Origin of the sequence: Pseudomonas mosselii, from assembly GCF_005796105.1 — a bacterium.
GTDB classification, from domain to species: Bacteria; Pseudomonadota; Gammaproteobacteria; order Pseudomonadales; family Pseudomonadaceae; genus Aquipseudomonas; species Aquipseudomonas mosselii_C.
Genome location: NZ_VAUO01000011.1, coordinates 16,881 through 39,556 on the forward strand (window position 1 = coordinate 16,881; position 22,676 = coordinate 39,556).

At 63.4% G+C, this 22,676-nt stretch carries 19 protein-coding genes; 4 read left to right on the forward strand and 15 right to left on the reverse strand.

Annotation, left to right across the window (positions count from 1 at the left end; all coding sequences use genetic code 11):
- Nucleotides 1–22: 22 nt before the first annotated feature.
- Together FEM01_RS19440 and FEM01_RS19445 are read right to left on the reverse strand one after the other, a co-directional pair.
- Nucleotides 23–1,369, reverse strand: coding sequence for a carbohydrate porin (locus tag FEM01_RS19440; protein WP_138221099.1), 1,347 nt, complete (start codon nt 1,367–1,369; stop codon nt 23–25).
- 244 nt (nt 1,370–1,613) lie between these two features.
- Complete coding sequence (locus tag FEM01_RS19445; protein ID WP_138221100.1) at nt 1,614–3,620, reverse strand: TonB-dependent receptor; 2,007 nt, start codon at nt 3,618–3,620, stop codon at nt 1,614–1,616.
- A 299-nt stretch (nt 3,621–3,919) separates the two neighbouring features.
- Here FEM01_RS19445 and FEM01_RS19450 point away from each other — a divergent pair, with 299 nt between their 5' ends.
- Together FEM01_RS19450 and FEM01_RS19455 are read left to right on the forward strand one after the other, a co-directional pair.
- Nucleotides 3,920–4,141 carry a VF530 family DNA-binding protein gene (locus tag FEM01_RS19450; protein ID WP_138221101.1) on the forward strand — a complete coding sequence of 74 codons (222 nt, stop codon included), beginning with the start codon at nt 3,920–3,922 and terminating at the stop codon, nt 4,139–4,141.
- Complete coding sequence (locus FEM01_RS19455; RefSeq protein WP_138221102.1) at nt 4,141–4,773, forward strand: Pr6Pr family membrane protein; 633 nt, start codon at nt 4,141–4,143, stop codon at nt 4,771–4,773. Before FEM01_RS19450 ends, FEM01_RS19455 begins: the two co-directional genes overlap by 1 nt.
- 43 nt (nt 4,774–4,816) lie before the next feature.
- On the opposite strand, the gene FEM01_RS19460 is transcribed toward FEM01_RS19455, so the two are convergent.
- The 4 genes from FEM01_RS19460 to FEM01_RS19475 form a co-directional block, all read right to left on the reverse strand.
- On the reverse strand, nt 4,817–5,578 hold the full coding sequence (locus FEM01_RS19460; RefSeq protein ID WP_138221103.1) for a siderophore-interacting protein: 762 nt from the start codon (nt 5,576–5,578) through the stop codon (nt 4,817–4,819).
- Nucleotides 5,575–6,102: a PadR family transcriptional regulator gene (locus FEM01_RS19465; protein WP_138221104.1), complete on the reverse strand. Its 528-nt coding sequence runs from the start codon at nt 6,100–6,102 to the stop codon at nt 5,575–5,577. Before FEM01_RS19465 ends, FEM01_RS19460 begins: the two co-directional genes overlap by 4 nt.
- Nucleotides 6,103–6,189: 87 nt before the next feature.
- Complete coding sequence (locus FEM01_RS19470) at nt 6,190–9,336, reverse strand: transglycosylase domain-containing protein (RefSeq protein WP_138221105.1); 3,147 nt, start codon at nt 9,334–9,336, stop codon at nt 6,190–6,192.
- 137 nt (nt 9,337–9,473) lie between these two features.
- Nucleotides 9,474–11,093, reverse strand: coding sequence for an FMN-binding glutamate synthase family protein (locus FEM01_RS19475; RefSeq protein ID WP_138221106.1), 1,620 nt, complete (start codon nt 11,091–11,093; stop codon nt 9,474–9,476).
- 226 nt (nt 11,094–11,319) lie between these two features.
- On the opposite strand from FEM01_RS19475, the gene FEM01_RS19480 reads away from it, so the two are divergent.
- Nucleotides 11,320–11,733 (forward strand): NUDIX hydrolase, encoded by a 414-nt coding sequence (locus tag FEM01_RS19480; protein ID WP_138221107.1) that lies wholly within the window; start codon nt 11,320–11,322, stop codon nt 11,731–11,733.
- Here FEM01_RS19480 and metR read toward each other — a convergent pair.
- Entirely contained in the window at nt 11,717–12,634 is a 918-nt protein-coding gene (metR, locus tag FEM01_RS19485) for a transcriptional regulator MetR (RefSeq protein ID WP_134693470.1), read from the reverse strand. The two genes, FEM01_RS19480 and metR, sit on opposite strands and share 17 nt — an antisense overlap.
- Nucleotides 12,635–12,862: 228 nt before the next feature.
- Between metR and FEM01_RS19490 the strand changes: the two genes are divergently transcribed.
- Complete coding sequence (locus tag FEM01_RS19490; protein WP_138221108.1) at nt 12,863–13,858, forward strand: alpha/beta fold hydrolase; 996 nt, start codon at nt 12,863–12,865, stop codon at nt 13,856–13,858.
- Between the two features lie 25 nt (nt 13,859–13,883).
- Here the strand turns inward: FEM01_RS19490 and FEM01_RS19495 are convergent, their stop codons facing one another.
- The 8 genes from FEM01_RS19495 to glpD form a co-directional block, all read right to left on the reverse strand.
- A complete protein-coding gene (locus FEM01_RS19495; protein ID WP_138221178.1) occupies nt 13,884–14,210 on the reverse strand; it encodes a GlpM family protein in 327 nt (108 codons plus the stop codon).
- Between the two features lie 34 nt (nt 14,211–14,244).
- On the reverse strand, nt 14,245–15,573 hold the full coding sequence (locus FEM01_RS19500; protein WP_138221109.1) for a sigma-54-dependent transcriptional regulator: 1,329 nt from the start codon (nt 15,571–15,573) through the stop codon (nt 14,245–14,247).
- Entirely contained in the window at nt 15,570–17,468 is a 1,899-nt protein-coding gene (locus tag FEM01_RS19505) for a sensor histidine kinase (RefSeq protein ID WP_138221110.1), read from the reverse strand. The genes FEM01_RS19500 and FEM01_RS19505 overlap by 4 nt, the downstream gene beginning before the upstream one ends.
- Before the next feature lie 61 nt (nt 17,469–17,529).
- On the reverse strand, nt 17,530–18,264 hold the full coding sequence (locus tag FEM01_RS19510) for an amino acid ABC transporter ATP-binding protein (protein WP_138221111.1): 735 nt from the start codon (nt 18,262–18,264) through the stop codon (nt 17,530–17,532).
- A complete protein-coding gene (locus FEM01_RS19515) occupies nt 18,261–18,932 on the reverse strand; it encodes an amino acid ABC transporter permease (protein ID WP_138221112.1) in 672 nt (223 codons plus the stop codon). The genes FEM01_RS19510 and FEM01_RS19515 overlap by 4 nt, the downstream gene beginning before the upstream one ends.
- Entirely contained in the window at nt 18,933–19,679 is a 747-nt protein-coding gene (locus FEM01_RS19520) for an amino acid ABC transporter permease (RefSeq protein WP_138221113.1), read from the reverse strand.
- Between the two features lie 150 nt (nt 19,680–19,829).
- Nucleotides 19,830–20,747, reverse strand: coding sequence for a glutamate/aspartate ABC transporter substrate-binding protein (locus FEM01_RS19525; RefSeq protein WP_138221114.1), 918 nt, complete (start codon nt 20,745–20,747; stop codon nt 19,830–19,832).
- 324 nt (nt 20,748–21,071) lie between these two features.
- A complete protein-coding gene (glpD, locus tag FEM01_RS19530) occupies nt 21,072–22,589 on the reverse strand; it encodes a glycerol-3-phosphate dehydrogenase (RefSeq protein WP_138221115.1) in 1,518 nt (505 codons plus the stop codon).
- Nucleotides 22,590–22,676 lie beyond the last annotated feature (87 nt).

Consider the following 22,676-nt stretch of genomic DNA (forward strand, 5'->3'; position numbering starts at 1 on the left):
TCCGTCGTGTGAAAAGGTTGGGTTAGAAACTGCTCTGGATCTTCAAGCCGCCGACCAGCGCGTCATCGACCCGCGACACGCCGCCGGGATGGCGGATGTACTGCAGGTTCGGACGCACGGTGAGCCAGTCGGCCAGGTGAATGCCGTAGTAGAGTTCGGCGCTGTATTCGGTGTCCTGCACGGGCAGGAAGCCTGGATTGTCGTAGTCGTCCAGGCCGGCGGCCTGGTTGGCGAGGCGGGCGTTTTTGCGGTAGCCGGGATTGACGTGCACGCGGGCCAAGGCGAAACCGATGTCGTCCTTGGCGCGGGCATCGAACGGCCCCTTGTAAACCAAACCTGCCTGTACATAGTTGTCGATGGCATTGGTCTTCTTGTCGTGCACCGTTGCGTTGGCGAACAGGCTCAGGCCACGGGACTGGTCGGATGCCTGCGCGCTCACTTGCTGCTGCACGCCGAGCCACAGCCCATGCTTGCTCGAACGGCTGCGGTAGGCTGCGCCGCTGATGGCCGCCGGAGTACCGGTGCGGTCTTTGAGAACATCCTGAGCCTTGGCATTACTGTAGTAGTACCCGGCGCGATATTCCCCTTTCAGGCCCCCGATACGTGGCGTCCAGACCAATTCGAGCGGCATGATCGCACCCTGGGTGCCGCTGCCGCTGAGCTTGAAGCCATTGCCCGATTCGAGGTTGGAGGGGTTCTGCTCGAACACTCCGACCTGTGCATAGAGCTGTTCGTTCAGGTTGTACTTGACCCGAAGCGCCCACTGGCTGACCGGCCAGTTGTACCAGATGCCGCCGACCCAGTTGCCGACCTGGGAGCCGCAGAACGCCAGGTTCTGGAAGTCGCAGGGGAAGCTGTTGAAGTCCTCGCCCTCGCCGAAGCGACCGAATTTCACATCCAGTGCGCCGTCGAAGTACTTCTGCTTGATCCACATTTGCGTCAGGCGCCAGGTTTCTCCGCGTCCCCAGACTTCCTGGGCCGAGGTGAAGCCGCCGACGCGGGGGTCGTTGATGCGGTCGTTGCTGATGTTGTCGCCATGGCGCTCGGTGACGGTGAGCTGGAACTCGGTGGCTTGCCAGCCGAGCAGCTTCTCCAGGTCCATGTGCGCGCCCAGAGTGAACTGGTCACTGTAGCGCGCGGCGCGATCGTGGCTGTAGCCACCGCGCAGGTTGCTGCCCATCTCGCCGGTGTAGCCGAGGGTGAAGTCGTAGCCTTTTTCCCGCAATGCGGTGCGGGTGCCGTTCCAGTCGCCCAACATCCAGGGAGAGTCCTTGGCGAACATGTCGTGCGCTTGGGCGGCCGCTGAGAGGCTGGCGAGCAGGGTCGCCAGGGCGAGGCTGGGGTATCGAAAAACGGGCAGATGAAGCATGGGATAGCGCTGTCTTTTAATTATTGAAGAAACGGCAAACGCATCGAAGCGTGCAGTCTTCGAGGTAAATGGCAGTAAATTGTGCTGATGAAGCGTTTCAGCTTGCGGCGGGGAGGATATAGGGGAAAATGTAAGAAAAAAAGACAAAATGTCGCAGGGGATTGTTGCTGATCAGGTAACAGTACTCGTGCCTAACGGTAAGTGGCGTCGGTGCCCCGACGCCCCTTGCCTGAGGTGCTTGCGATCAGAACGTTGTGCGCAGCCCTACCTCGACACTACGCCCTGGCGCTGGCGCGATGTCGCGCAGGATCGAGCTGGCATAGCGCACGGTCTGGTCGGTCAGGTTCTCGCCACGGACAAATGCCAGCCACTGGCTCTGGCCGACGTCGAAGCGGTAACCGACGCTTGCGCCCAGGGTGGTGTACCCATCGGTGCTGGTCTCGTTGCTCGGCTTGCGGTGCTGCGAGGCGGCGTGTTGCACATCGATCCGTGCCTGCCAGCGGTCCAGCTCCCACACCAGGCCGCTGTTCAGGCGCAGTGGGGCGATGCGTGGCAGCGGCTCGCCGCTGTCGAGGTTGTTGGCGCGGGTGTAGTCGCCAGAGAGTTCAAGGGCGAAGCTGCCGTAGGGGTTTTTCAGCAACTGCCAGCGGTCCTGCGCCTCGATGCCGTAGAAGCGTGCGCGCACCCCTTGGTAGAGCAGTTCGGGGAATTCGTCACCTTCGTCGGTAAGACGCGTGTTGCCACTGTCGATCAGGCCGATGTAATTGCGAAAGTGGCTGTAGAACACCCCGATGCTGCCCTTGTGGATACCGTTATCGAAGCGCAGGGCCAGGTCGGCGGAGATGGCTTTCTCTTTGTTCAGGCTGGCATCGCCCACTTCATAGGCGCCGGTGGCGACGTGGGCGCCATTGGCATACAGCTCGTAGAAAGTCGGTGCGCGCTCGGTGTAGCCGAGGCTGGCGGCCAGGGCCCAGACTGGGTCGAGCTGATACACGGCGCCCGAGGAGAGGCTGAAGGCGTTGAACGTGCTGTCGCTGTCGGCCGTGGCGAAGGTCGCGTTGCCCTTGGCGTCCGGGTCGATACGGGTATGTTCCAGACGTGCGCCCAGGCTCAGGTTCAGGCGCTCGGTGGCCTGCCATTGTTCGAGTGCGAACAGTGCCAAGGTGTCGGTGTCGCTGTGTGGCACGAAGGCCTCTTCGCCCAGCGCGGAGAACTCGTTGCGGTTGAGCTGGACCCCAACGACCCCTTCGACGGGGCCCAGTGGCTGGTGGCGGGCCTCGATGCGGGCCTCGTAGCCCTTGTTCTTGAAGGTGGTGCCGACCTCGCCATCTTCGATCTCGCGGTGCACGTAGTCGGTGTAGCCGGCGTCGAGCTTGACCGAGCTGAACGGCCCATCGAGATCGCGTAGTTCGGAGGCAAAGGCGTAGTGGTCCTGCTGCATGTCCAGGCGCACACCGGACTCAGCCACCGAGCCGTAGTTGCTGTCGTAGCGGCTGTAGGACAGGCCGGCGTAGCCATGATCCCACTGGTAGGAGCCGCCGATGGCGCCGCCGTCCTGGCGACCGTCGCTGTTCTCCAGGCGGTGCTTGCTGCCCGGATCGTCGGGGTCGCGCACTTTGTCGCTGCGGGCGTAGCCGGGGATGCGCAGGTCGTTGAACGCGCGGCTGCTGGCGTCCAGGTGCAGGGCGAATTCACCATTGCCGGCTTCTAGCTTGCCGGCGCTGCTGCGGGTGGTGTCGGCGCCGCCGTAGCGCAGCTCGCCTGCACCGTGGATGCCGTCGATGGATGAGTCGGGGATGCGGTTGTCGAAGGTGTTGACCACCCCGCCGATGGCGTTGCCACCGTAGAGCAGGGCGGCGGGGCCACGGATGATCTCGATGCGCTCGACGTTGACCGGATCCAGGGGCACGGCATGGTCATACGACAGCGACGAGGCGTCCAGTGCACCTACACCGTTGCGCAGGATGCGGATCCGGTCGCCGTCCAGGCCACGGATCACCGGGCGACTGGCGCCGGGACCGAACCAGGTAGAGGCGACGCCGGGCTGCTTGTTCAGGGTTTCACCGAGGCTGCTGTGTTGCTGTTGCAGCAGGTCGTCGTCTTCGAGCACGGAGCTTGGCGCGGCCAACTGGGCATTGCCCAGCGGATTTGCAGTAATCACCTGGGGTTGCAGCTCCACGGCGTGGCTGGGGAACGATGCCAGCCACAAGGCGGCGGCGAGAGGTGTTAGGCGCAGTGGGATGTGACGCATGGGGGCGTGGCGTTCCTTGGCAGACATGAGTATAGTTACAATATAACATCTCAATGTCGGCCCACGCCATTGCCCTCTCGCGGCTGGTGCGGTCCAGTGTAGGAGCCGCCTCGTGCCGCGAGAGGGCTGCGTAAGCGGCCCCAGGATGTCAGCCTCATACAAGACTGTCGGGGGGCGCTGTGCGCCCCTTCGCGGCACGAGGCCGCTCCTACACGAGGCGTGCGATGCCGGCTCTTTGCGCTCCACTGGCCCACTACACTCGTGTAATGTGCGCACCTTCCCGAATCAGGAGCACTGGCATGAGCACGGCCCAACACAACGCGCTGCACGGCAAGACCCTCGAGCAGATCCTCACCGAGCTGGTGGCGCACTACCAATGGCAGGGCCTGGCCGAGCGCGTCGATATCCGCTGCTTCAAAAGCGACCCCAGCATCAAGTCGAGCCTGACGTTCCTGCGCAAGACGCCCTGGGCCCGGGAAAAGGTCGAGCAGTTGTACGTGAAGTTGCAGCGTACAGCCTGATGCCGTCTCGCCCCTGGCTGACTCTGGCGGCCGTGCTCGGATGGGCGGGGTTGGCGATCCAGCTCTACCTGGTGCTACTGGCGCGGTGGCAAGAGCAGGCCAGCCTAGTCGGTGGGCTGATCAACCTGTTTTGCTACTTCACCGTGCTGAGCAACACGCTGGCGGCCACGGTGCTCAGCCAGGCCGCGTTCGGGCACCCATCGGCCGCGCGGCGTTGGTGGCTTTCACCCGCAGTGACCGGCTGTGTTACAGCCAGCATCGTGTTGGTGGGCTCAGCTTATAGCCTGTTGCTGCGCCACCTGTGGCAGCCCGAAGGTTGGCAATGGGTGGCAGATGAACTGCTGCACGACGTCATGCCGGTGCTGTTCGTCTGCTATTGGTGGTGCACCGTGCCGAAAGGTCACTTGCGTCTCTGGCATCTGGCCGCCTGGGCGTTGTACCCGGCGCTTTACTTTGTCCTGGTACTGTTTCGCGGGCATCAGATTGGCGTTTATCCCTACCCGTTCATTGATGTGGCGCAGTTGGGGTATGGGCAAGCGATGATCAACGCGTCGGGCGTGCTGGCGGGATTCTGGGGGATTGGGCTGGTGTTGCTCGGCCTGGACCGGTGGCGTGGGCGCCGCTCGCGCTGATGCCGATGGGCTCATCGCGGCTCGCTCCCACGCCGGGTAAACCTTACGCGTCCTCGGCGGTGCCATCGGCCCGCCAGTAAGCTGCTGCTTTCAAGGCATCATCCGGCACGCCTTTGTCCAGCAGCAGTGCCTTGGCCTCGCGAGTCAACGCCTTCTCCAGCGCCACCCAGCCGTACAAACGACCTTGGGGCAGTGCCAGGTGCTGCAGCACGTCCAGCAGATCCTGCGCATGCCGATGCACCCAGATCACCTCGACGTGCGCCTGGCTCGCCAGTGCCTGGCGCTCGTGCTCGTCCTCGATCTGAATCACTGCCAGCACCTGGCGCCCGGCAGGCAGTGCTTCGAGGCGGCGGGCAATGGCCGGGATCGCGGTTTCATCACCGACCAGCAGGTAGCTGTCGAAGATATCGGGCACCACCATCGAGGCGCGGGGGCCGGCGATGTGCAAGGTTTGCCCCGGTGCTGCCTGGGCCGCCCAGGTAGATGCAGGACCGTCGCCATGCAGGACGAAATCTATGTCCAGCTCCAGGTTGACCAGGTCGATGCGCCGCGGCGTGTACTCGCGCATGGTCGGCTTGGCACCGCCGTCACGGCCCAGGTTGCGGGCGTCGAGGGCGTGTTGCTGTTCAGGCGTTTCGGCGAATAGCAGCTTGATGTGATCGTCTGTGCCCAGGCTGGTGAAACCGGCCAGCTCCGCGCCACCGAGGGTGATGCGGCGCATGCGCGGGGTCAGCTCGGTGACCCGCAGCACCACAAGACGGCGTTGACGGATCTCGTGATTGACGCGATGGATGGTGTCGCTCATGGGGTGTTCTCCGTAGTGGTGGGCCCTGCGGCAATGGCTTTGGCGGTGTCGTTGAGCAGGGTACGTACCCGCTCGATTTCGTCGGGTGTCCAATGGCCGCTGTGCATGTGCAAGGCATGGCGCAGGTTGCCGACGGCTTCGTGAATCTCGGGCGGGCGGTCGTGGCCGCGTAGGGCGCGCTTGCTCACTTCGATGCGCATGTGCACGCCATCCAAGGCCACAGCCTGCTCGGCGAGGGCGTGGCGGCCTACGTCGGTGATGGCATACAGGCGCTTGCTGCCTTGCACCTGGCCACTGATAAGTTCGGCTTCTTCGAGGTAGTTCAGGGTGGGATAGATCACGCCGGGGCTCGGGCTGTAGCTGGCGTCGAAGAGGTTTTCGATCTGGCGGATCAGGTCGTAGCCGTGGCCGGGCTGCTTGGCCAGCATCGACAGGATCAGCAGCTTCAGGTCACCCGGGGCGAATACTCGCGGGCCGCGTTCGCCGCGGCCGGGGCGGCGTTCGAAGGGATCATACTCACGCATCGCACAAGGCTCCGTCGTTTAGATATATCGAAAGATATTACTCAAGATATATCTAAAGACAAGCGTAAAAATGCGGATCATTCTCATCTAATTGATCGATAGGTCCGGCCTGCCCAGCGGAACCAGCGCCACTTGCGGTGCTTTACAGGCGTTCGGGTTACCCGGTTCGAGGTACGGCATGAGGATTGGCGCCATGCCCTTGAGCACCTGAACGGGCAGCGCCGAGGTGAAGGTGAAGGCCTCGGCCGAACGCCCCGAGACGAACGCGGTGAGTGTGCCGAAGTGGTTATCGCCCAGGTAGAACACGAAGGTTGCCGTACGGTTCAGCGAGCGCGAGCCGATCAACCGACCGCCAGCGCCGAAACTTTCGATACGGTTGTCGCCGGTACCGGTCTTGCCGCCCATCACCAGTGGGGTGCCGTCATGCAGCTTGAAGCTGCCAGAGATTCGCCGTGCGGTGCCGGCGTCGACCACCTGTGACATGGCGCCCTTGAGTGCTCGCGCCACCTCCACCGGGAGGATCCGTTGACCACGGTCCGGGTCGCTGATCAGTTGCGTTTCGTAAGGCGTGCCTTGGGCGAAGTGCAAGGTGTCGATGCGCAGGGTGGGCAGGCGCACGCCGTCGTTCTGGATGATCCCCACCAGCTCCGACAGCGCCGCCGGCCGGTCGCCGGAGCTGCCGATGGCGGTGGCCAGCGACGGGACCAGGTGATCGAACGGGTAGCCGACGCGCTTCCAGCGCTGATGGATGTCAGTGAAGGCCTCGATCTCGACCATGGTGCGGATGCGGCTGTCACGGGCGCCTTGGTAGCGGCTCTTGAACAGCCAGCCGTACACTTCCTGGCGCTCGAAACGGCTGGCGTTGAGGGTGTCCTTGAGCGAGGCGCCGGGGTTCTTCAGCAGGTAACCCAGCATCCACAGGTCCAGCGGGTGCACCTTGGCGATGAAGCCCTGGTCAGGCAGGTCGAACTTGCCGGGGCCGTAGGCTGCGTACATTTCCACCAGGCGGCTGTCGGTGAGCTTGGCCAAGTCCTGTTTGTCGCCCTTGCTGTGGGCGCGTACGAAACGGTTGAAGGTATCCTGGCCGGCTTCGGGGAACAGGTAGCGGTGCACGGCTGCCAGGCGTTGCGGGGTAACGCGCAGGCTGTCGAGGAAGGTGTCCAGGCGTTGCTGCGAGGTCTTGCGCTGGTATTTTTTCCAGAACCGCATCATGTAGTTGGTGCCTTCGCGGTCGGCGAAGCGCGCCAGGTATTCCTGGCGGCGCGGGTCGGCGTCGTCCTTGAGCAACGGTTCGCGGTTGAAAGGCTGCTGGTAGGTGACGTAGCGCACGATGTCGCGCATCAGGCGGATGAAGGGCAGGTTGATCGACTCGCGCAGTGCATCCTTGAGTGTCGGATTACGGTTGTTGTCTTCCTTGCGGAAGTTGTTGAACACGTGCATGCCGCCACCGGTAAAGAAGGCCTCGCCGGTGTTGGCCGAGTACTTGCGCTCCAGCGCCGCGTCGAGCATCGCGTCCAGGCTCTGGTTCTTGCTGTTCTGCATCAGCCACTCCAGCGACCACTGGCTGATGCGGTCGAGTTCGGCCACCGGCACCTGTTTGAGTTCGGCTGCCGGCTTGCCGGCGTACTTGTCGTGCAGTTCGGCGATGATCTCCAGGTAAGTGGTGAGTACCCGCAGCTTGGCGGTGGAGCCCAGCTCCAGCTTGCTGCCCTCGTTGATATCGAACGGCTGGTCGGTGCTGTCGGTTTGCACCCGCACCCGCGAGCCATCGGCGGTGCGCTCGAACAGGGTGAAGCTGTAGCTCACCTGGTCGGTGGTCTTGCTGGTCAGCAGGCGTTCGCCGATCAGCCCCAGCTGTGCGGCGAAGGCTGGATCGGCGAGGTTCTTCAGGTACTGGCTGACCTGCACCTGCAGGTCGGCCTGCAACGTGCTGGTCGCCGACAGGTCAAGGCGATCAAGGTCGTACAGCGGGCGGTTGAGCATCGCCGCCAGGCGGTTACGGGCCAGGCTGATGCCTTTGTTGGTGATGATCGGCACGATGGTCGGCTGGGCTACCCAATCGCGGTACACCGCCTTGCTGGCCAGTGCGGCGTCCGCCAGCGGGCGTTCGATGATGCCGTTGGCGGCCAGCACGCGGATGTGCGAATCGGTAAGCTCGGCCAGTTCCAGGCGGCCTTTAGACAGGTAATAAGAAGGCCGGCGCTGGGCGATCATCAGCGCCAGCACCTGGCGCAGGGCCAGGCCACGTTCGGCCAGACTCTTCTCGTCGCTGGCGGTCGACATCAGCGCCTGGTTGACCTGGTCGAAGTCCGCGCCGTACCACACCCGCAGGCCCTCGGCCATGCCATGCACCTCGCCATGCCCCGGCACCGCCGACAGCGGTACGCTGTTGAGGTAGTCGCGCACGATGCGCTCACGCGCCTCGGTGGTGTCCGGCCCGCCTTGGTAGGCGCGCACGCTGGCCGAGATCATCTGGCGGATCTTCTCGGCACCGGAGACGGTCAGCCCGTCGGGGGAGTGGCGGTATTTCTCCAACTGGGTGGCCAGGGTGCTGCCGCCGGCCGACTGGCCGGGCAACGCCAGGTATTTGGCCAACTGGCTGTACGCGGCCTTGGCGAAGCGCGGCCAGTCCACCGCGGGATTGTTCTGTGGATCTTTCGGGTCGAGCAACTCACGGTTCTCGATGAACAGCAGGCTGTTGACCATGACCGGGGGAATGGCCGCGAAGTTGGCGTACAGGTGTTGGGGGTAGTTGTACTGGTAGAGCATGTCGCCGCGGCAGTCGGTGATCGATAGACCAGCCTGGATCTTCTCGACGAAGGGCACGAACAGACCGTGTTCGACATAGCGCATCAGCGCCGGGGAGAAGCGCACCTGTTGGTTGATCAGGTAGTCGCGTTTGAGCAGCCGTGGCAGGAATTCGCCCAGGGCGCTGTAGCCCAGGCGCTTGTCGAATGGCCCGTCGCCGGGGTAGACGATGGCATCGCTCGGGCCCGGTTGCAGGCTGTAGGTGAGGGTGCTGGCCAGGCGGCTGAACTCGCGCGATTGCAGGCGTGAGGTCTGGATTTCCTGCCAGGCGGCGTAGCCCAAGGCGAGCAGCGCCAACACCAGCACGAGCAGGATCAAGCGCCACCACAGGCGGCGCTGGCGTGGTTTCAGGGGCGATGGGGCTTCAGCCTGGGGTGCTTTGGGTGCTTCCGTTCTGCTTGGTTCCGATTGCCACAGTGCGCCCATAGTCTTGAGTCCGGCCAGTATTTGCGTCTTGCTTGCCTGAAGCTTAGACGGTGGTCGGGTTCGGGGAAAAATTTGTAGGAAACGTCCGGGGCTCGCGGGGCATCAGCGGCATGCGCTGGCCCCGAGCGGATGGCCGGTCAGGCCGCCTCTTCACTGTGCGGTTCGAAACTGTCCGCCCGCGCCAGTTGCCACATGCGCGAATAGAACTGTCCGTTCACCTCGCCGGTCAGCAACTCGCCGGGCTTGAGGAACACGTGCATCTGCGAGAACAGCTTGATCTCGGTGGCCGATACACGCCGTACCAAATGCTTGGCTTGTAGTTGCGATGGATGTTCGAGCCCGGCGGCGGCCAGCATCTCGGCCAATGCGCGCAGGGTGTTGCGGTGGAAGTTGAACACCCGTTGGGCCTTGTCTGGCACCACCAGGGCGCGCTGGCGCAGCGTGTCCTGGGTGGCGACACCGGTAGGGCATTTGTTGGTATGGCAGCTTTGCGACTGGATGCAGCCAATGGCGAACATGAAACCGCGTGCCGAGTTGGCCCAGTCGGCGCCGATGGCTAGCACGCTGGCGATGTCGAAGGCGCTGACGATCTTGCCGCTGGCACCGAGCTTGATCTTGTCGCGCAGGTTCAGCCCCACCAAGGTGTTGTGCACGAACAGCAAGCCCTCGCGCAGCGGCACACCGATATGGTCGGTGAACTCCACCGGCGCTGCGCCAGTACCGCCTTCCTTGCCATCGACGACGATGAAATCGGGAAGGATGCCGGTTTCCAGCATGGCCTTGGCAATCCCCATGAACTCCCAGGGATGGCCCAGGCAGAATTTGAAACCCACCGGCTTGCCACCGGACAGCTCACGCAGTCGGGCGATGAAGTGCATCAGCTCGATGGGGGTGGAGAAGGCGCTGTGGCGTGACGGCGAGATGCAGTCTTCGCCCATCGGTACGCCACGGGTGTCGGCGATCTCCTGGGTGACCTTGTGCTTGGGCAGGATGCCACCGTGGCCGGGCTTGGCGCCTTGGCTCATCTTGATCTCGATCATCCGCACTTGCGGATTCTGTGCCTGGGCGGCGAAGCGCTCAGGGTCGAAACGCCCATCCGGCGTGCGGCAGCCAAAGTAGCCGCTGCCCAGCTCCCAGGTCAGGTCGCCGCCATGCTCGCGGTGATAAGGGCTGATGCTGCCTTCGCCGGTATCGTGGGCAAAGTTGCCGAGCTTGGCGCCTTGATTGAGGGCGCGGATGGCGTTGGCGCTAAGCGAGCCGAAGCTCATCGCCGAAATATTGAAGATCGACGCCGAATACGGCTGGGTACACTGTGGCCCGCCGACCGTCACCCGAAAGCTTGCTGGGTCTGCCAGCGGTGCCGGACGCATCGAGTGGCCGATGAACTCGAAGCCTGACTGATACACATCGATGAGCGTACCGAAGGGCTTGTCCGAGGCTTCGTTCTTGGCCCTGGCATACACCAGCGAGCGTTGTGCCCGGGAGAAGGGCAGGGCATCGCTGTCGGCTTCCAGCAGGTACTGGCGGATCTCCGGGCGAATGCCCTCGACCAGATAGCGGATGTTGCCCAGGATCGGATAATTGCGGCGTACCGCGTGACGCTGCTGCAACAGGTCGAATACCCCAATCAGGCTGAGCACGCCGGTGGCCAGGGTGAATGGCCACAACCATTCGTGGTGCACGAAGGGCAGGCTGGCCAGGGTGAACAGCACGCAGGCGGCGAAGCAGGCATAGCGACTGAGAAGTGACAGGCTCATACGGGGTCCTTGCGAATGGCTCGGTCAGGCTCAGGGCCTGGACAAACCCCGACCATAGCCCGGTTAACCCGCATTTCGCCAGCGCCGGACGGGCACGAGGAAATGAAAAATCGCCGGGCGGGTTGGGCGCCGTGCTGTCTTGAAGGGTTGCTTGGGCGCGAACATGCGCTTTCAGGCGGCTCGAATCCGGTATCCTGCTCACCCCGAAGAAAACCGCGAGTCCGCCATGCCCAAGACTATCCACATAGCCGCTGCCCTGCTGCTCGATCCGCAGGGCCGTACCCTGCTGGTGCGCAAGCGTGGCACCGTGGCCTTCATGCAGCCTGGCGGCAAGATCGATGCGGGTGAGTCGCCTGCCCAGGCGCTGGTGCGCGAGTTGCACGAGGAGTTGGGCTTACAGCTCGACCCCGCCCAGGTCGTTCACCTCGGGCGCTTCAGCGCGCCGGCAGCCAACGAGCCAGGCTTCCAGGTGCAAGCCGAGCTGTTTTGCGTCGATTGCGCCGAGGCGGTAGCCCCGGCGGCTGAAATCGAAGAGGTGGTGTGGCTGGCGGCGAGCGACACGCTGACGCTTGAGCTCGCGCCGCTGACCCGTGACCTGATCCTGCCGTTGTGGCGCGAGCGCCTCAACGCACCGCGCTGACGCCGTCGAGCGTGGCGAACGAGGTGTCCTTGGCGGTCAGCAGGAAATCGCGCATGTACGGTGCATCGAGCATGTCGGTGCGCACCGCCGCGTAGAGCGTGGCGAACAGCCCTTTTTCACCCAGACGCTTGCCTTTGACGTAGCCACGCGAACTGTACTCGTGCAGCGCCCAGTGCGGCATGCCGCACACGCCGCGCCCGCTGGCCACCAGCTGCATCATCATCACCGTCAGTTCAGAGGTGCGTACCGCTGCCGGCTCGATGTCGGCGGGCTCCAGGAAGCGGGTGAATATGTCCAGGCGGTCGCGTTCCACCGGATAGGTGATCAGGGTCTGGTCGAGCAAGTCCTGGGGCACGATGTACGGTTTGCTGGCCAGCGCATGCTGGTTGGCCACCGCGAGCATCGCTTCGTAGGTAAAAAGCGGCACGTAGGTGATGCCGGCCAAGTCCAGCGGATCGGAGGTCACCACCAGGTCGAGGTCGCCGCGGGCCAGTGCCGGCAACGGCGCGAAGGCGAAGCCCGAGGCCAGGTCCAGCTCGACCTCGGGCCAGGCGTCGCGGAACTGGTCGATGGTCGGCATCAGCCACTGGAAGCAGCTGTGGCATTCGATTGCCATGTGCAGGCGCCCGGCAGTACCGCCGGCCAGCCGCGCGATGTCGCGTTCGGCGCCGCGCAGCAGTGGCAGGGTGGCGTCGGCCAGTTGCAGCAGGCGCAGGCCGGCGCTGGTGAAGCGAATCGGCTTGGTCTTGCGTACGAACAGTGGCAGACCGAGGCGCTCCTCTAGCTCCTTGAACTGATGCGACAGCGCCGATTGGGTCAGGTGCAGGCGTTCGGCAGCCTCCACCAGGCTGTCGGCCTCGCGCAGGGCATGAAGGGTTTTCAGGTGGCGGATTTCCAGCACAAGGGCTCCGTGAGCAATATCGCGGGTAAACAGGGAATGACGTTGAGTTTCCCTCATGTTGAGTGTGCTGTCGATATCGTTGAACGCCGACGTGCAAGCCGCGCTGGTCCGCTCGCGCACGACCACTCGGCAAGGTTCACGAAATTGTCACGGTTTTGTGGCAGCGCGCCGGCATGAACTTCATCAGACTCGCGCTCTACTGGGGATCTGCATTCTGGTGTTTCTTTCATGCGGGCGTTTCTGTTCTTTGTTTTCTTGCAGGTCGTGGCGCAGGCGAGCTTCGCCGAAGGTCGCTGCGACCCTCACGTTCCGGTGCAACGCGCCGAGCTGGGTGAGCTGAGCCTGGTCTACCAGAGCGTCGGCGCGCCCCGTGATCCTGCGTTGCTGCTGGTGATGGGCCTTGGCGGGCAACTGATCCATTGGCCGGACGATGTGGTCGAGGCGCTTTGCCGCCAGGGCTTTCGGGTGATTCGCTATGACAACCGCGACGTGGGCCTGTCGCGCTGGAATCGTCTGCCTGACTCGGCCAATCTCACCGTCGAGCTGTTGCGCTACAAGCTCGGCCTGCCGGTGTCGGCGCCCTACAGCCTGACCGACATGGCCGGTGACGGCCTCGGCCTGATGGATGCGCTGCACGTTCGCCAGTTCCATGTGTTGGGGGTGAGCATGGGCGGGATGATCGCTCAACACATTGCAGCCATGGCACCGCAGCGGGTACGCAGCCTCACGCTGGTGATGTCCAGTTCGGGGGCCGCAGGCTTGCCTGCGCCCAATCCGGCGCTGGTGCAGTTGCTGGCCCGGCGCAGTGCGCCTAGCCGAGAAGTGGCCATTGAGCAGCAGGCCGACCTGTTGGCAGCGCTGGGCAGCCCTCAGGTCAAGGATGACCGCGCCGTGCTGCTGCAGCAGGCCGCGCAGGCTTATGACCGGGCGTTCAACCCGGAAGGTGTCAAACGCCAGATCATGGCGATTCTTGCCGAGCCGAGCCGGGTGGAACTGCTCAATCAGTTGCGGGTGCCGACCCTGGTGGTGCACGGCACAGCCGACCCACTGTTGCCGGTGATGCATGGCGTGCACCTGGCGGCGCATATCCAAGGTAGCCAACTGCGCCTGATTCCGGGCTTGGCGCACCGTTTCCAGGAGCCATTCAAGCAGCCTTTGCTAGGGGCCGTGCTGCCCTACTTGCAGGCCCACCGACAAGACGCGACCCATCTCGCCGGATTGTGAGTACCTCGGCGTATCCTGCAAACCTTCAGTGCATCCGCACCCACAGCGTCACCAGTACACTCGCTGCCATCAGCCAGGCTACGGTCGCCAGTGCCAGCGAGGTTTCCAGGCGCAGGCGCTCGACCAGCAGGTATAGGGTCGCCAAGTACACGAAGTACGGAATGATCGACCACATCCCGAACACGATGGTGGCCTTCAGGTCGGCCACCGAGCGGCCCTTGCCGACGATGTAGTGGGCGATCAGGGCGAAGGTGGGAAACAACGGCACCAGCCCGGCGATGTAGTAGTTGCGTGTTTTCGACAAGATCGCCAGCAGCACCACCACGCCAGCGCCCAAGGCGGCTTTGAATATCAGGTCCACGTTGCGGTTCCGAGTTGGGGGCAGGTCAGCCGAGGCCGTATTTTTTCACTTTGTCGAACAGCGTGGTCTTAGCCATCCCCAGTTCCTGGCTGGCTTGGCTGAGGTTGCCGCCGGTGCGGTGCAGCGCTTCGCTCAGTAGGTTGCGCTCGAACGCCTCCACCGCCTCGGCAAAACCCAGCCCTGCGCTGGCCGCGCCGCTCGCGCCTTTCTTGAACGCCGGCAGACCCAAGGCGTAGCGCTCGGCCACGTTGCGCAGTTCGCGCACGTTGCCCGGCCAGTCGTGGGCCATCAGCCGCGACAGCGTCTGGCTGTCGAGTTCAGGTGCCTGGCGATCGAAGCGCAGTGCCGATTGCTGCAGGAAGTGCTCGAACAGTTGCAGGATGTCCTCGCGCCGCTCGCGCAGCGGTGGCAGTTCCAGGGTTACCACGTTGAGCCGGTAGTACAGGTCGCTGCGAAACTGTCCGCTCTGGCCGAGGGCGTCGAGGTCGGACTTGGTGGCGGCGATCACCCGGCAGTCCACCGCAATGCTCTGGTTCGAGCCCAGGCGTTCCAGGGTCCGCTCTTGCAGCACCCGCAGCAGCTTGATCTGCAGGTTGATCGGCATGCTTTCCACTTCGTCGAGGAACAGCGTGCCACCATTGGCGTGCTCGATCTTGCCGATACGGCGCTTGCCGGCGCCGGTGAAGGCATTGGCCTCGTGGCCGAAGATCTCGCTTTCGAACAGGTTCTCGGGCAGGCCGCCGCAGTTCAGGGCTACGAACGGCTGGCCCTGGCGGCGGCTGAAGTCGTGCAGGCAGCGCGCGACCAACTCCTTGCCGGTACCGGTCTCGCCTTCGATCAGCACGTTGGCCGAGGTATCGGCGACATTGGCGATCAGTTCGCGCAGTTGCTGCATGGCCGGTGAACGGCCGATGATGCGGCCCTCCAGGCTGTTCTGCTCGGCCAGTTGGCGACGCAGGGCGACTACCTCGCGCGACAGGCCGCGCTGCTCCAGCGCGCGTCGTACCACATCGACCAGGCGCTCGGGCGAGAAGGGCTTTTCCATGAAGTCGTAGGCGCCGTTGCGCATGGCGCCGACCGCCATGTCGATGTCGCCGTGGCCGGTGATCAGCACCACCGGCAGGCTTCGGTCACGGGCCTTGAGGCGGTTGAGCAATTCCAGGCCATCGATGCCTGGCAGACGGATATCGCTGACCACGATGCCGGCAAAGTCATCGCCGATGCGTTCGAGGGCCTGTTCGGCGCTGCCGACACCCTCGCACGCGATGTCCTCCAGGGCCAGCGCCTGTTGGCAGCCGAGCAGCACATGCGGGTCGTCTTCGACAATCAGGACGGTAAGGGGGGCTTGGTTCATGGAAGGTCTGCCGATTCGCGGGGGGGAGAGGCCAGGGGCAGGGCGAGGACGAACGCGGTGCCGCCGGCAGCGGGGTGTTCGACGCTCAGGGTGCCCTTGGCTGCGGTGACCAGGCTGGCCGACAAGGTCAGGCCCAGGCCCAGGCCATGTTCGCCCGGTTTGGTGGTGAAGAACGGTTCGAACAAGTGCTTGCGCGCCTCCGGGTCGATGCCGTGACCGTTATCGCGCACTTGCAGGCGGTATTTGTCGCCCTGAATTTCGCCTTCCAGCCACAGTTGCGGCTGAGGCTGGCTAGCCATGGCGTCGAGGGCGTTGCCGATCAGGTTGACCAGGATCTGTTCCAGGCGTGTCTGGTCGATCGCCAGTTGCTGATCGTCGAACTGGCAATGCAGCGTGCACGTACCGGTGCGGTTGGCCAGCACTTGCAGGGTCGCGTCGACGGCCTTTTGCAGCGAGGCCTGTCCGCTGTCGTCGCCGCGCCGGGCGAACGAGCGCAGGCTGGCGGTGATGCGTCCCATGCGGTCGATCAGGTCGTTCATGGTGCGCAGATTGGTGCTGGCGGTTTCCAGCGCACCTCGCTCGAGGAAGCGCACAGTATTGCCCGACAGCGTGCGCAGCGCCGCTAGCGGTTGGTTGAGTTCGTGGGCGATGCTGGTGGACATTTGCCCGATTGCCGCCAGCTTGCCGGCCTGCACCAGTTCATCCTGGGCATGACGCAGGGTCTGTTCGGCGTGGCGGCGTTCGCGAATCTGCCCCTTGAGTCGTTCGTTACTGGCACGCAGGTCGGCGGTGCGCTCAGCGATGCGTCGCTCAAGCTGGCTGTTGGCCTCTTGCAGCGCCTCGCGTGCGGCCAGGCGTGTGGCGATCACCTTACGCCGCTCGTTCCAGGCGATGCCGAGGATCGCCAGCAAGGCGAACGCCACGCCCACCAGCACGCCCTGCACTATCGATTCGCGGCGCAGGTCCTGTAGCGGGGTGAGCAGGGTGAAGTGCCAGGGCGTGTCGGCCAGGCGTCGGGTCTGGGCCAGATAAGCGACCTCGCGCGAGCTGCCCTGGCTGGTTTCGCTGTTGGCCGGGAAGGTCAGTTTTTCGACGCCGTCGGCGAGGGTTTCGCGGGCCAGTGGCTGTAGCTCGTTGAGCGGCCACCAGTAATATTGCAGGCTGCGCGCCAGGCGTTCCTTGATCTGCGGTGTCAGCGGGCGCACCGATTTCAGGCGTCGGGCCGGGTCGCTGGAGAGGATGATGATACCGTTCTCGTCGCTGACGAAGGCTTCCAGGCGTGCGCGTTGCCAGCGTTCCTCGAGGGTGTCCAGGCGTACCTTGATCACTGCGACGCCTATGATCTTGCCGTGCTCCTCCAGGCCGTGTGCCAGGTAGTAGCCAGCTTCGCCGGTGGTCGTGCCGATCCCGTAGAAGCGCCCAGGCTCGCCGCGCACGGCGGCCTGGAAGTAGGCACGAAACGCTAGGTCTTCGCCGAGAAACGAGTCGGCGTCGCGCCAGTTGCTGGTGGCCTGTACCCGGCCGTTGGTGTCGAGCACGAAGATCGCCCGGCTGCGACTGCGCCGGTTGAGGCCTTCGAGGTATTCGTTGACTGCCTGGCGCTGGCTGCCGTCGGGGTCAGTGAGCAGTTGCGAGACGCTGTCTTCGAGTTCCAGCAGGCTCGGCAGGTAGGTGTATTTGCTGATTTCACTCTCGACCGTGCGCGCATGCAGTTCCAACGCGCGCTCGCCGCTGTCGCTGAGGGTGCGGATGCCGTTGTTCTCGCTGACGATGAAGCCGACGAAGCCCAGCCCGATCATCAGCAGGATGATCAGCGGTGGCAGCAGCAGTTGGCGTATCAGGCGGGATTTCACGGCGGGCTGGGCAGGGCGAAGGAGCGAAGGGTCGCATTTCATCACAGTGGCCTTGTCACGACCAGCATCCGCTGCCCGGTTGGGCAGCGGCGTTGGGGCCTGCTCAGTGCTGCAGGATCTTGCTGAGGAAGTGCTGGGTGCGTTCGTGGCGACCTTGCGGATCACCGAAAAAGGCTTCCTTCTGGCAGTCCTCGATGATGCTGCCCTTGTCCATGAAGATCACCCGGTTGGCCACCTTGCGGGCAAAGCCCATTTCGTGGGTCACGCACATCATGGTCATGCCTTCGTTGGCCAGCTCGACCATCACATCCAGCACTTCGTTGACCATCTCCGGGTCGAGCGCCGAAGTCGGTTCGTCGAACAGCATGACGATCGGGTCCATCGACAGCGCGCGGGCAATCGCCACGCGCTGCTGCTGGCCACCGGAGAGTTGGCCAGGGTGCTTCTTGGCATGAGCGCCGAGGCCGACGCGTTCGAGCAGGGCCAGGCCTTTCTTGGTGGCTTCGGCTTCGCTGCGTCCGAGTACCTTGCGCTGGGCAATGGTGAGGTTCTCGGTGATGGTCAGGTGCGGGAACAGCTCGAAGTGCTGGAACACCATGCCGACCCGCGAACGCAGTTTGGGCAGATTGGTCTTGGGGTCGGCGATCGAGGTGCCGTCAACCACGATGTCGCCTTTCTGGAACGGCTCCAGGGCGTTGACGCACTTGATCAGGGTGGACTTGCCCGAGCCGGACGGCCCGCATACCACCACCACTTCACCTTTCTTGACCTCGGTGCTGCAATCGGTCAGCACCTGGAAGTCGCCGTACCACTTGTTGACGTTCTTGATGGAAATCATACGGTGATCCTTTTTTGCAGGCGCTTGACCAGCCAGGAAGCGGAGAAGCTGATGATGAAGTAGACGACACCGGCGAAGATCAGGAACTCATGCGAGCGTCCGATGATGTCGCCGTTGGAGCGCGCCGAATTGAGGAAGTCGACCAGGCCCACGGTGTACACCAGCGAGGTGTCCTGGAACAGGATGATGCTCTGTTGCAACAGCAGCGGGGTCATCTTGCGAAACGCCTGGGGCAGGATGATCAGGCGCATGGTCTGGCCGTACGTCATGCCCAGGGCCTGCGCTGCACCCATCTGGCCCTTGGAGATCGACTGCACGCCGGCGCGGACGATTTCACAGAAATACGCGGCCTCGAACATCATGAAGGCCACCACGCAGGAGGTGAAGGCCCCTACCGGAGTGTCTTCGCCCGTGATCCAGCGCAGCACGAACGGCACCGCCAGGTAGAACCAGGTGATCACCAGCAGCAGCGGGATGGAGCGGAAGTAGTTGACGTAGGCACCGGCGAGGTTCGACAGCAGCTTGTTCGAGGACAGGCGCATCAAGGCCAGAACCGTGCCCAGCGCGATGCCGCCGACTACACCCATGACCATCAGTTGCAGGGTCATGAGCATGCCGTCCCACAGGGCTGGCAGGGCGGGGATGATTTCGCTGAAATCCATGTCCATTTACTTGCCTCCCACGGAAATCAAGCCAGGCACGGCGACTTTCTTCTCGACCAGGCGCATGAGCAGCATCAGGCCCATGTTCAGGGTGAAGTAGATCAGCGTGGCAAGGGTGAACGCTTCGAACAGGTTGGCGGAGAACTCAGCGGTCTGCTTGGTCTGTGCCAGCAACTCCATCAGGCCGATGAGCGAGGCCACCGAGGAGTTCTTGAACACGTTCAGGAACTCGGAAGTGAGGGGCGGAATAATGATCCGGTAGGCCTGTGGCAGGAGCACGTTGGTATAGATCTGCGACAGGCTGAAACCCATCGCGCGGGCGGCGGACTCCTGGCCACGCGGCAGTGCCTGGATACCAGTACGCACCTGTTCGCAAACCCGTGCGGCGGTGAACAGGCCCAGGCACACGACCACGCTGATCAGCGCCGAGGTGGTCGGATTGAGGTCCTGCTTGAACCACTCCTGCAAGCCTTCTGGCAGCAGGTCCGGCACCAGGAAGTACCAGATGAACAGCTGCACCAGCAGCGGCACGTTGCGGAACAGCTCGACGTAGAGCGTGGCAATCCCTGACACCAGACGGTTGGGCACGGTGCGCATGACGCCAAGGATCGACCCCAGCAGCAGCGCGATGATCCAGGCGGAAATGGCGATGGCGATGGTCCATCCGAGACCTGTGATGTACCAGTCCAGATAGGTTTCGCTGCCCACGCCGGTGGACTTGAAGAACACGCTCCAGTCCCAGTTGTAATTCATCGGGATTTCCCCTCAGACGGTTGTTTCACGGGCACCTTCTAGCATCCGGGGGCGCGGGGCGCCCTCGGATGAAAGGGTAGACACATAACCAGTGGCCTGTCGGAATCGATTCGCGCGGTTGAGCGCCAGGCCACTATTGACCGCTGAGGATCAGGACTTCTTCTCGTCCGCAGCCTTGTCGGTCGGCTCGGCGATCAGTTTCTTCAGCTCGTCGCTCATCGGGAACTGAAGGTTCAGGCCCTTAGGTGGGATTGGCTGTTGGAACCACTTGTCGTAGCTCTTGTTGACCTCGCCCGACTTGAAGTAGGCCACGATGGCCTCGTCCACGGCTTTCTTGAAGGCCGAGTCGTCCTTACGCACCATGCAGCCATAGATTTCATACGACTGTGGGGTGCCGGTGATGACCCAGTCGGACGGTTTGCGTGCCTTGGCCATTTCGCCGGCCAGCAGTGCGTCGTCCATCATGAAGGCCACGGCGCGGCCGCTTTCGAGCATGTTGAAGGCTTCGCCGTGGTCTTTTGCCGAGATCACGTTCATCTTCATCTGCTTATCGGCGTTCATCGCTTTGAGGATGCGCTCGGAGGTGGTGCCGGCGGTGGTTACCACGTTCTTGCCGGCCAGGTCAGCGAAGTCTTTGTAGGCTGGCTGGCCATCCTTGACCTTGGTCAGCAGGCGGGTGCCGACTTCGAAGATGCCCACCGAGAAACCGACTTGCTGCTGGCGCTCGACGTTGTTGGTGGTGGAGCCGCATTCCAGGTCGACAGTACCGTTTTGTACCAGCGGAATACGGGTTTGCGAGGTCACCAGGTTGTAGCGGACTTTGATGTCCGTGCCCAGTTGCTTCTTGAGTGCTTCGACGACTGCAAGTTGGATGTCGTGGGAGTAGCCTACCGGCTCTGGCTTGCCGGCCAGGTAGGAGAACGGAATGGAAGAGTCGCGGTGGCCCAGTGTGATGGTGCCCGAATCCTTGATCTTCTTCAGGGTACCGGTCAGCTCTTCAGCCATGACGGGCGACGAAATGACCGCGGCCGCGATGGCGGCGCCCAGCAATTGACGAACGATGCGCATCAAAATTTCCTCGACATGTTTGTTTTTTTTATGGAGCCGTTGGCGGACTCTTTCGTTCAACGAATACAACATCATGCGTTGTGCATTCGGCTTCCAAGTGTAGAGCATGACTCGTGCCAAGCTCCGCTTCCGATCATAACGGCGCGAAAACACTGGGGTTTAATGTTTTCTCACGGTTTTTTGAGGGAATGTTTCGTACGGATTGCCGAACGGATTAAACGAAGTTATTCGAAAATCCGAATGAGTGAGGGGCAGCGGGTAGGGGCGCATTGCGCCCCTTTGCGGGCCTGTACCGCTAAGGCAGCCCTGTAGTGCCCGGCGCAATCAGGCGGCTTTGGCCTGGGTCTGTTGCAGGTAGTCGGCCAGGGCCTGCCGCTCGTTGGCGCTGAGGAACAGGCCGAGCTTGGTACGGCGCCAGAGAATGTCTTCGACGTCGGCCGCCCACTCCTGGCTGCACAGGTAATCCACTTCGCGGCTGAACAGACCGCCGCCGATGGCCAGGCCCAAGTCTTGCGGGCCCTTGACGCCTTCCAGCAGGCGCCACGCGCGGCTGCCATAGGTCACCGCCCAGCGCTTGGCGATGTCCACCGGCAGCCAGCCATGACTGGCCAGCAGGGCGTCGATCAGGACTGGTACGCTGGTCATGGATTCCCCGCCCGGCAGCGCTGCGCTGGCTGTCCAGCTACCGCGCATCTGGGTGAAGAACGGCTTGAGTTCGGCCATGGCCGATTCGGCCAGCTTGCGGTAGGTGGTGAGCTTGCCGCCGAACACCGACAGCAGCGGGGCCTGGCCTGCGCTGGCCGACAGTGCCAGGGTGTAGTCGCGGGTCACCGCCGAAGGGTTGTCCGACTCATCGTTGCACAGCGGACGGACACCGGAGTAGGCGTGCAGGATGTCGGCGCGGCTCAGTTGGTGATTGAAGTGCGTGTTGACCACCTTGAGCAGATAGTCGGTCTCTTGCTCGGTGATCGCGACTTGCGCGGGGTCGCCGCTGTATTCGCGATCCGTGGTGCCGATCAAGGTGAAACGGTCCAGGTAGGGAATGCAGAACACGATGCGCTGATCTTCGTTCTGCAGAATGTAGGCATGTTCGCCTTCGTACAGGCGCGGCACGATCAGGTGGCTGCCTTGGATCAGGCGGATGCCGTAGGGCGCGCTCAGGCCCAGGTCATCTTTGATGAAGCTGGCCACCCATGGGCCAGCCGCGTTGACCAGCGCGCGGGCACGGATGATCTGGCGAGTGCCGTCGGCGTGTTGCAGGGTCACTTCCCAGATATCCGCTACGCGCTCGGCACCCAGGCAGCGGGTACGGGTATGGATATGTGCGCCTTTTTCGCGCGCGGCCATGGCGTTGACTACTACCAGGCGGGCGTCGTCCACGGCGCAATCGGCATATTCGAAACCGCGGGTGATGGCCGGCTTGAGCGGGTAGCCCGGGCCGAAGCGCAGGCTGCGCGAGGCGCCCAGGCGCTTGCGCTTGCCCAGGTGGTCGTACAGGAACAGGCCGGCGCGGATCATCCAGGCGGGGCGCAGGTGCGGGCGATGCGGCAGCACAAAGCGCATGGGTTTGACGATATGCGGCGCCTTGGCAAGCAGTACCTCGCGCTCGGCCAGGGCTTCACGGACCAGCCTGAACTCGTAGTGTTCGAGGTAGCGCAGGCCGCCGTGGATCAGCTTGCTGCTGGCCGAGGAGGTGTGTTGGGCCAGGTCGTCTTTTTCGCAGAGCAAGACGCTCAGGCCGCGCCCTGCCGCATCGGCTGCGATGCCGACGCCATTGATGCCGCCGCCGATCACGGCGACGTCGTAGCAGTCGAGTGGTTGTGGCGAAAGGGACTGGGACACGGCAAGGCCTCCTGAGGTTGCTCACATCGAATGTGAACATTAATGTTCGAATTCGAAAATACTAGCGCAATGAACAGGCGGTCGCCA

Coding starts and splice junctions, on each gene's coding strand:
- FEM01_RS19440 (WP_138221099.1), bottom strand. CDS start 1,369: ATGCTTCATCTGCCCGTTTTTCGATACCCCAGCCTCGCCCTGGCGACC.
- FEM01_RS19445 (WP_138221100.1), bottom strand. CDS start 3,620: ATGCGTCACATCCCACTGCGCCTAACACCTCTCGCCGCCGCCTTGTGG.
- FEM01_RS19450 (WP_138221101.1), top strand. CDS start 3,920: ATGAGCACGGCCCAACACAACGCGCTGCACGGCAAGACCCTCGAGCAG.
- FEM01_RS19455 (WP_138221102.1), top strand. CDS start 4,141: ATGCCGTCTCGCCCCTGGCTGACTCTGGCGGCCGTGCTCGGATGGGCG.
- FEM01_RS19460 (WP_138221103.1), bottom strand. CDS start 5,578: ATGAGCGACACCATCCATCGCGTCAATCACGAGATCCGTCAACGCCGT.
- FEM01_RS19465 (WP_138221104.1), bottom strand. CDS start 6,102: ATGCGTGAGTATGATCCCTTCGAACGCCGCCCCGGCCGCGGCGAACGC.
- FEM01_RS19470 (WP_138221105.1), bottom strand. CDS start 9,336: ATGGGCGCACTGTGGCAATCGGAACCAAGCAGAACGGAAGCACCCAAA.
- FEM01_RS19475 (WP_138221106.1), bottom strand. CDS start 11,093: ATGAGCCTGTCACTTCTCAGTCGCTATGCCTGCTTCGCCGCCTGCGTG.
- FEM01_RS19480 (WP_138221107.1), top strand. CDS start 11,320: ATGCCCAAGACTATCCACATAGCCGCTGCCCTGCTGCTCGATCCGCAG.
- FEM01_RS19490 (WP_138221108.1), top strand. CDS start 12,863: ATGCGGGCGTTTCTGTTCTTTGTTTTCTTGCAGGTCGTGGCGCAGGCG.
- FEM01_RS19500 (WP_138221109.1), bottom strand. CDS start 15,573: ATGAACCAAGCCCCCCTTACCGTCCTGATTGTCGAAGACGACCCGCAT.
- FEM01_RS19505 (WP_138221110.1), bottom strand. CDS start 17,468: ATGAAATGCGACCCTTCGCTCCTTCGCCCTGCCCAGCCCGCCGTGAAA.
- FEM01_RS19510 (WP_138221111.1), bottom strand. CDS start 18,264: ATGATTTCCATCAAGAACGTCAACAAGTGGTACGGCGACTTCCAGGTG.
- FEM01_RS19515 (WP_138221112.1), bottom strand. CDS start 18,932: ATGGACATGGATTTCAGCGAAATCATCCCCGCCCTGCCAGCCCTGTGG.
- FEM01_RS19520 (WP_138221113.1), bottom strand. CDS start 19,679: ATGAATTACAACTGGGACTGGAGCGTGTTCTTCAAGTCCACCGGCGTG.
- FEM01_RS19525 (WP_138221114.1), bottom strand. CDS start 20,747: ATGCGCATCGTTCGTCAATTGCTGGGCGCCGCCATCGCGGCCGCGGTC.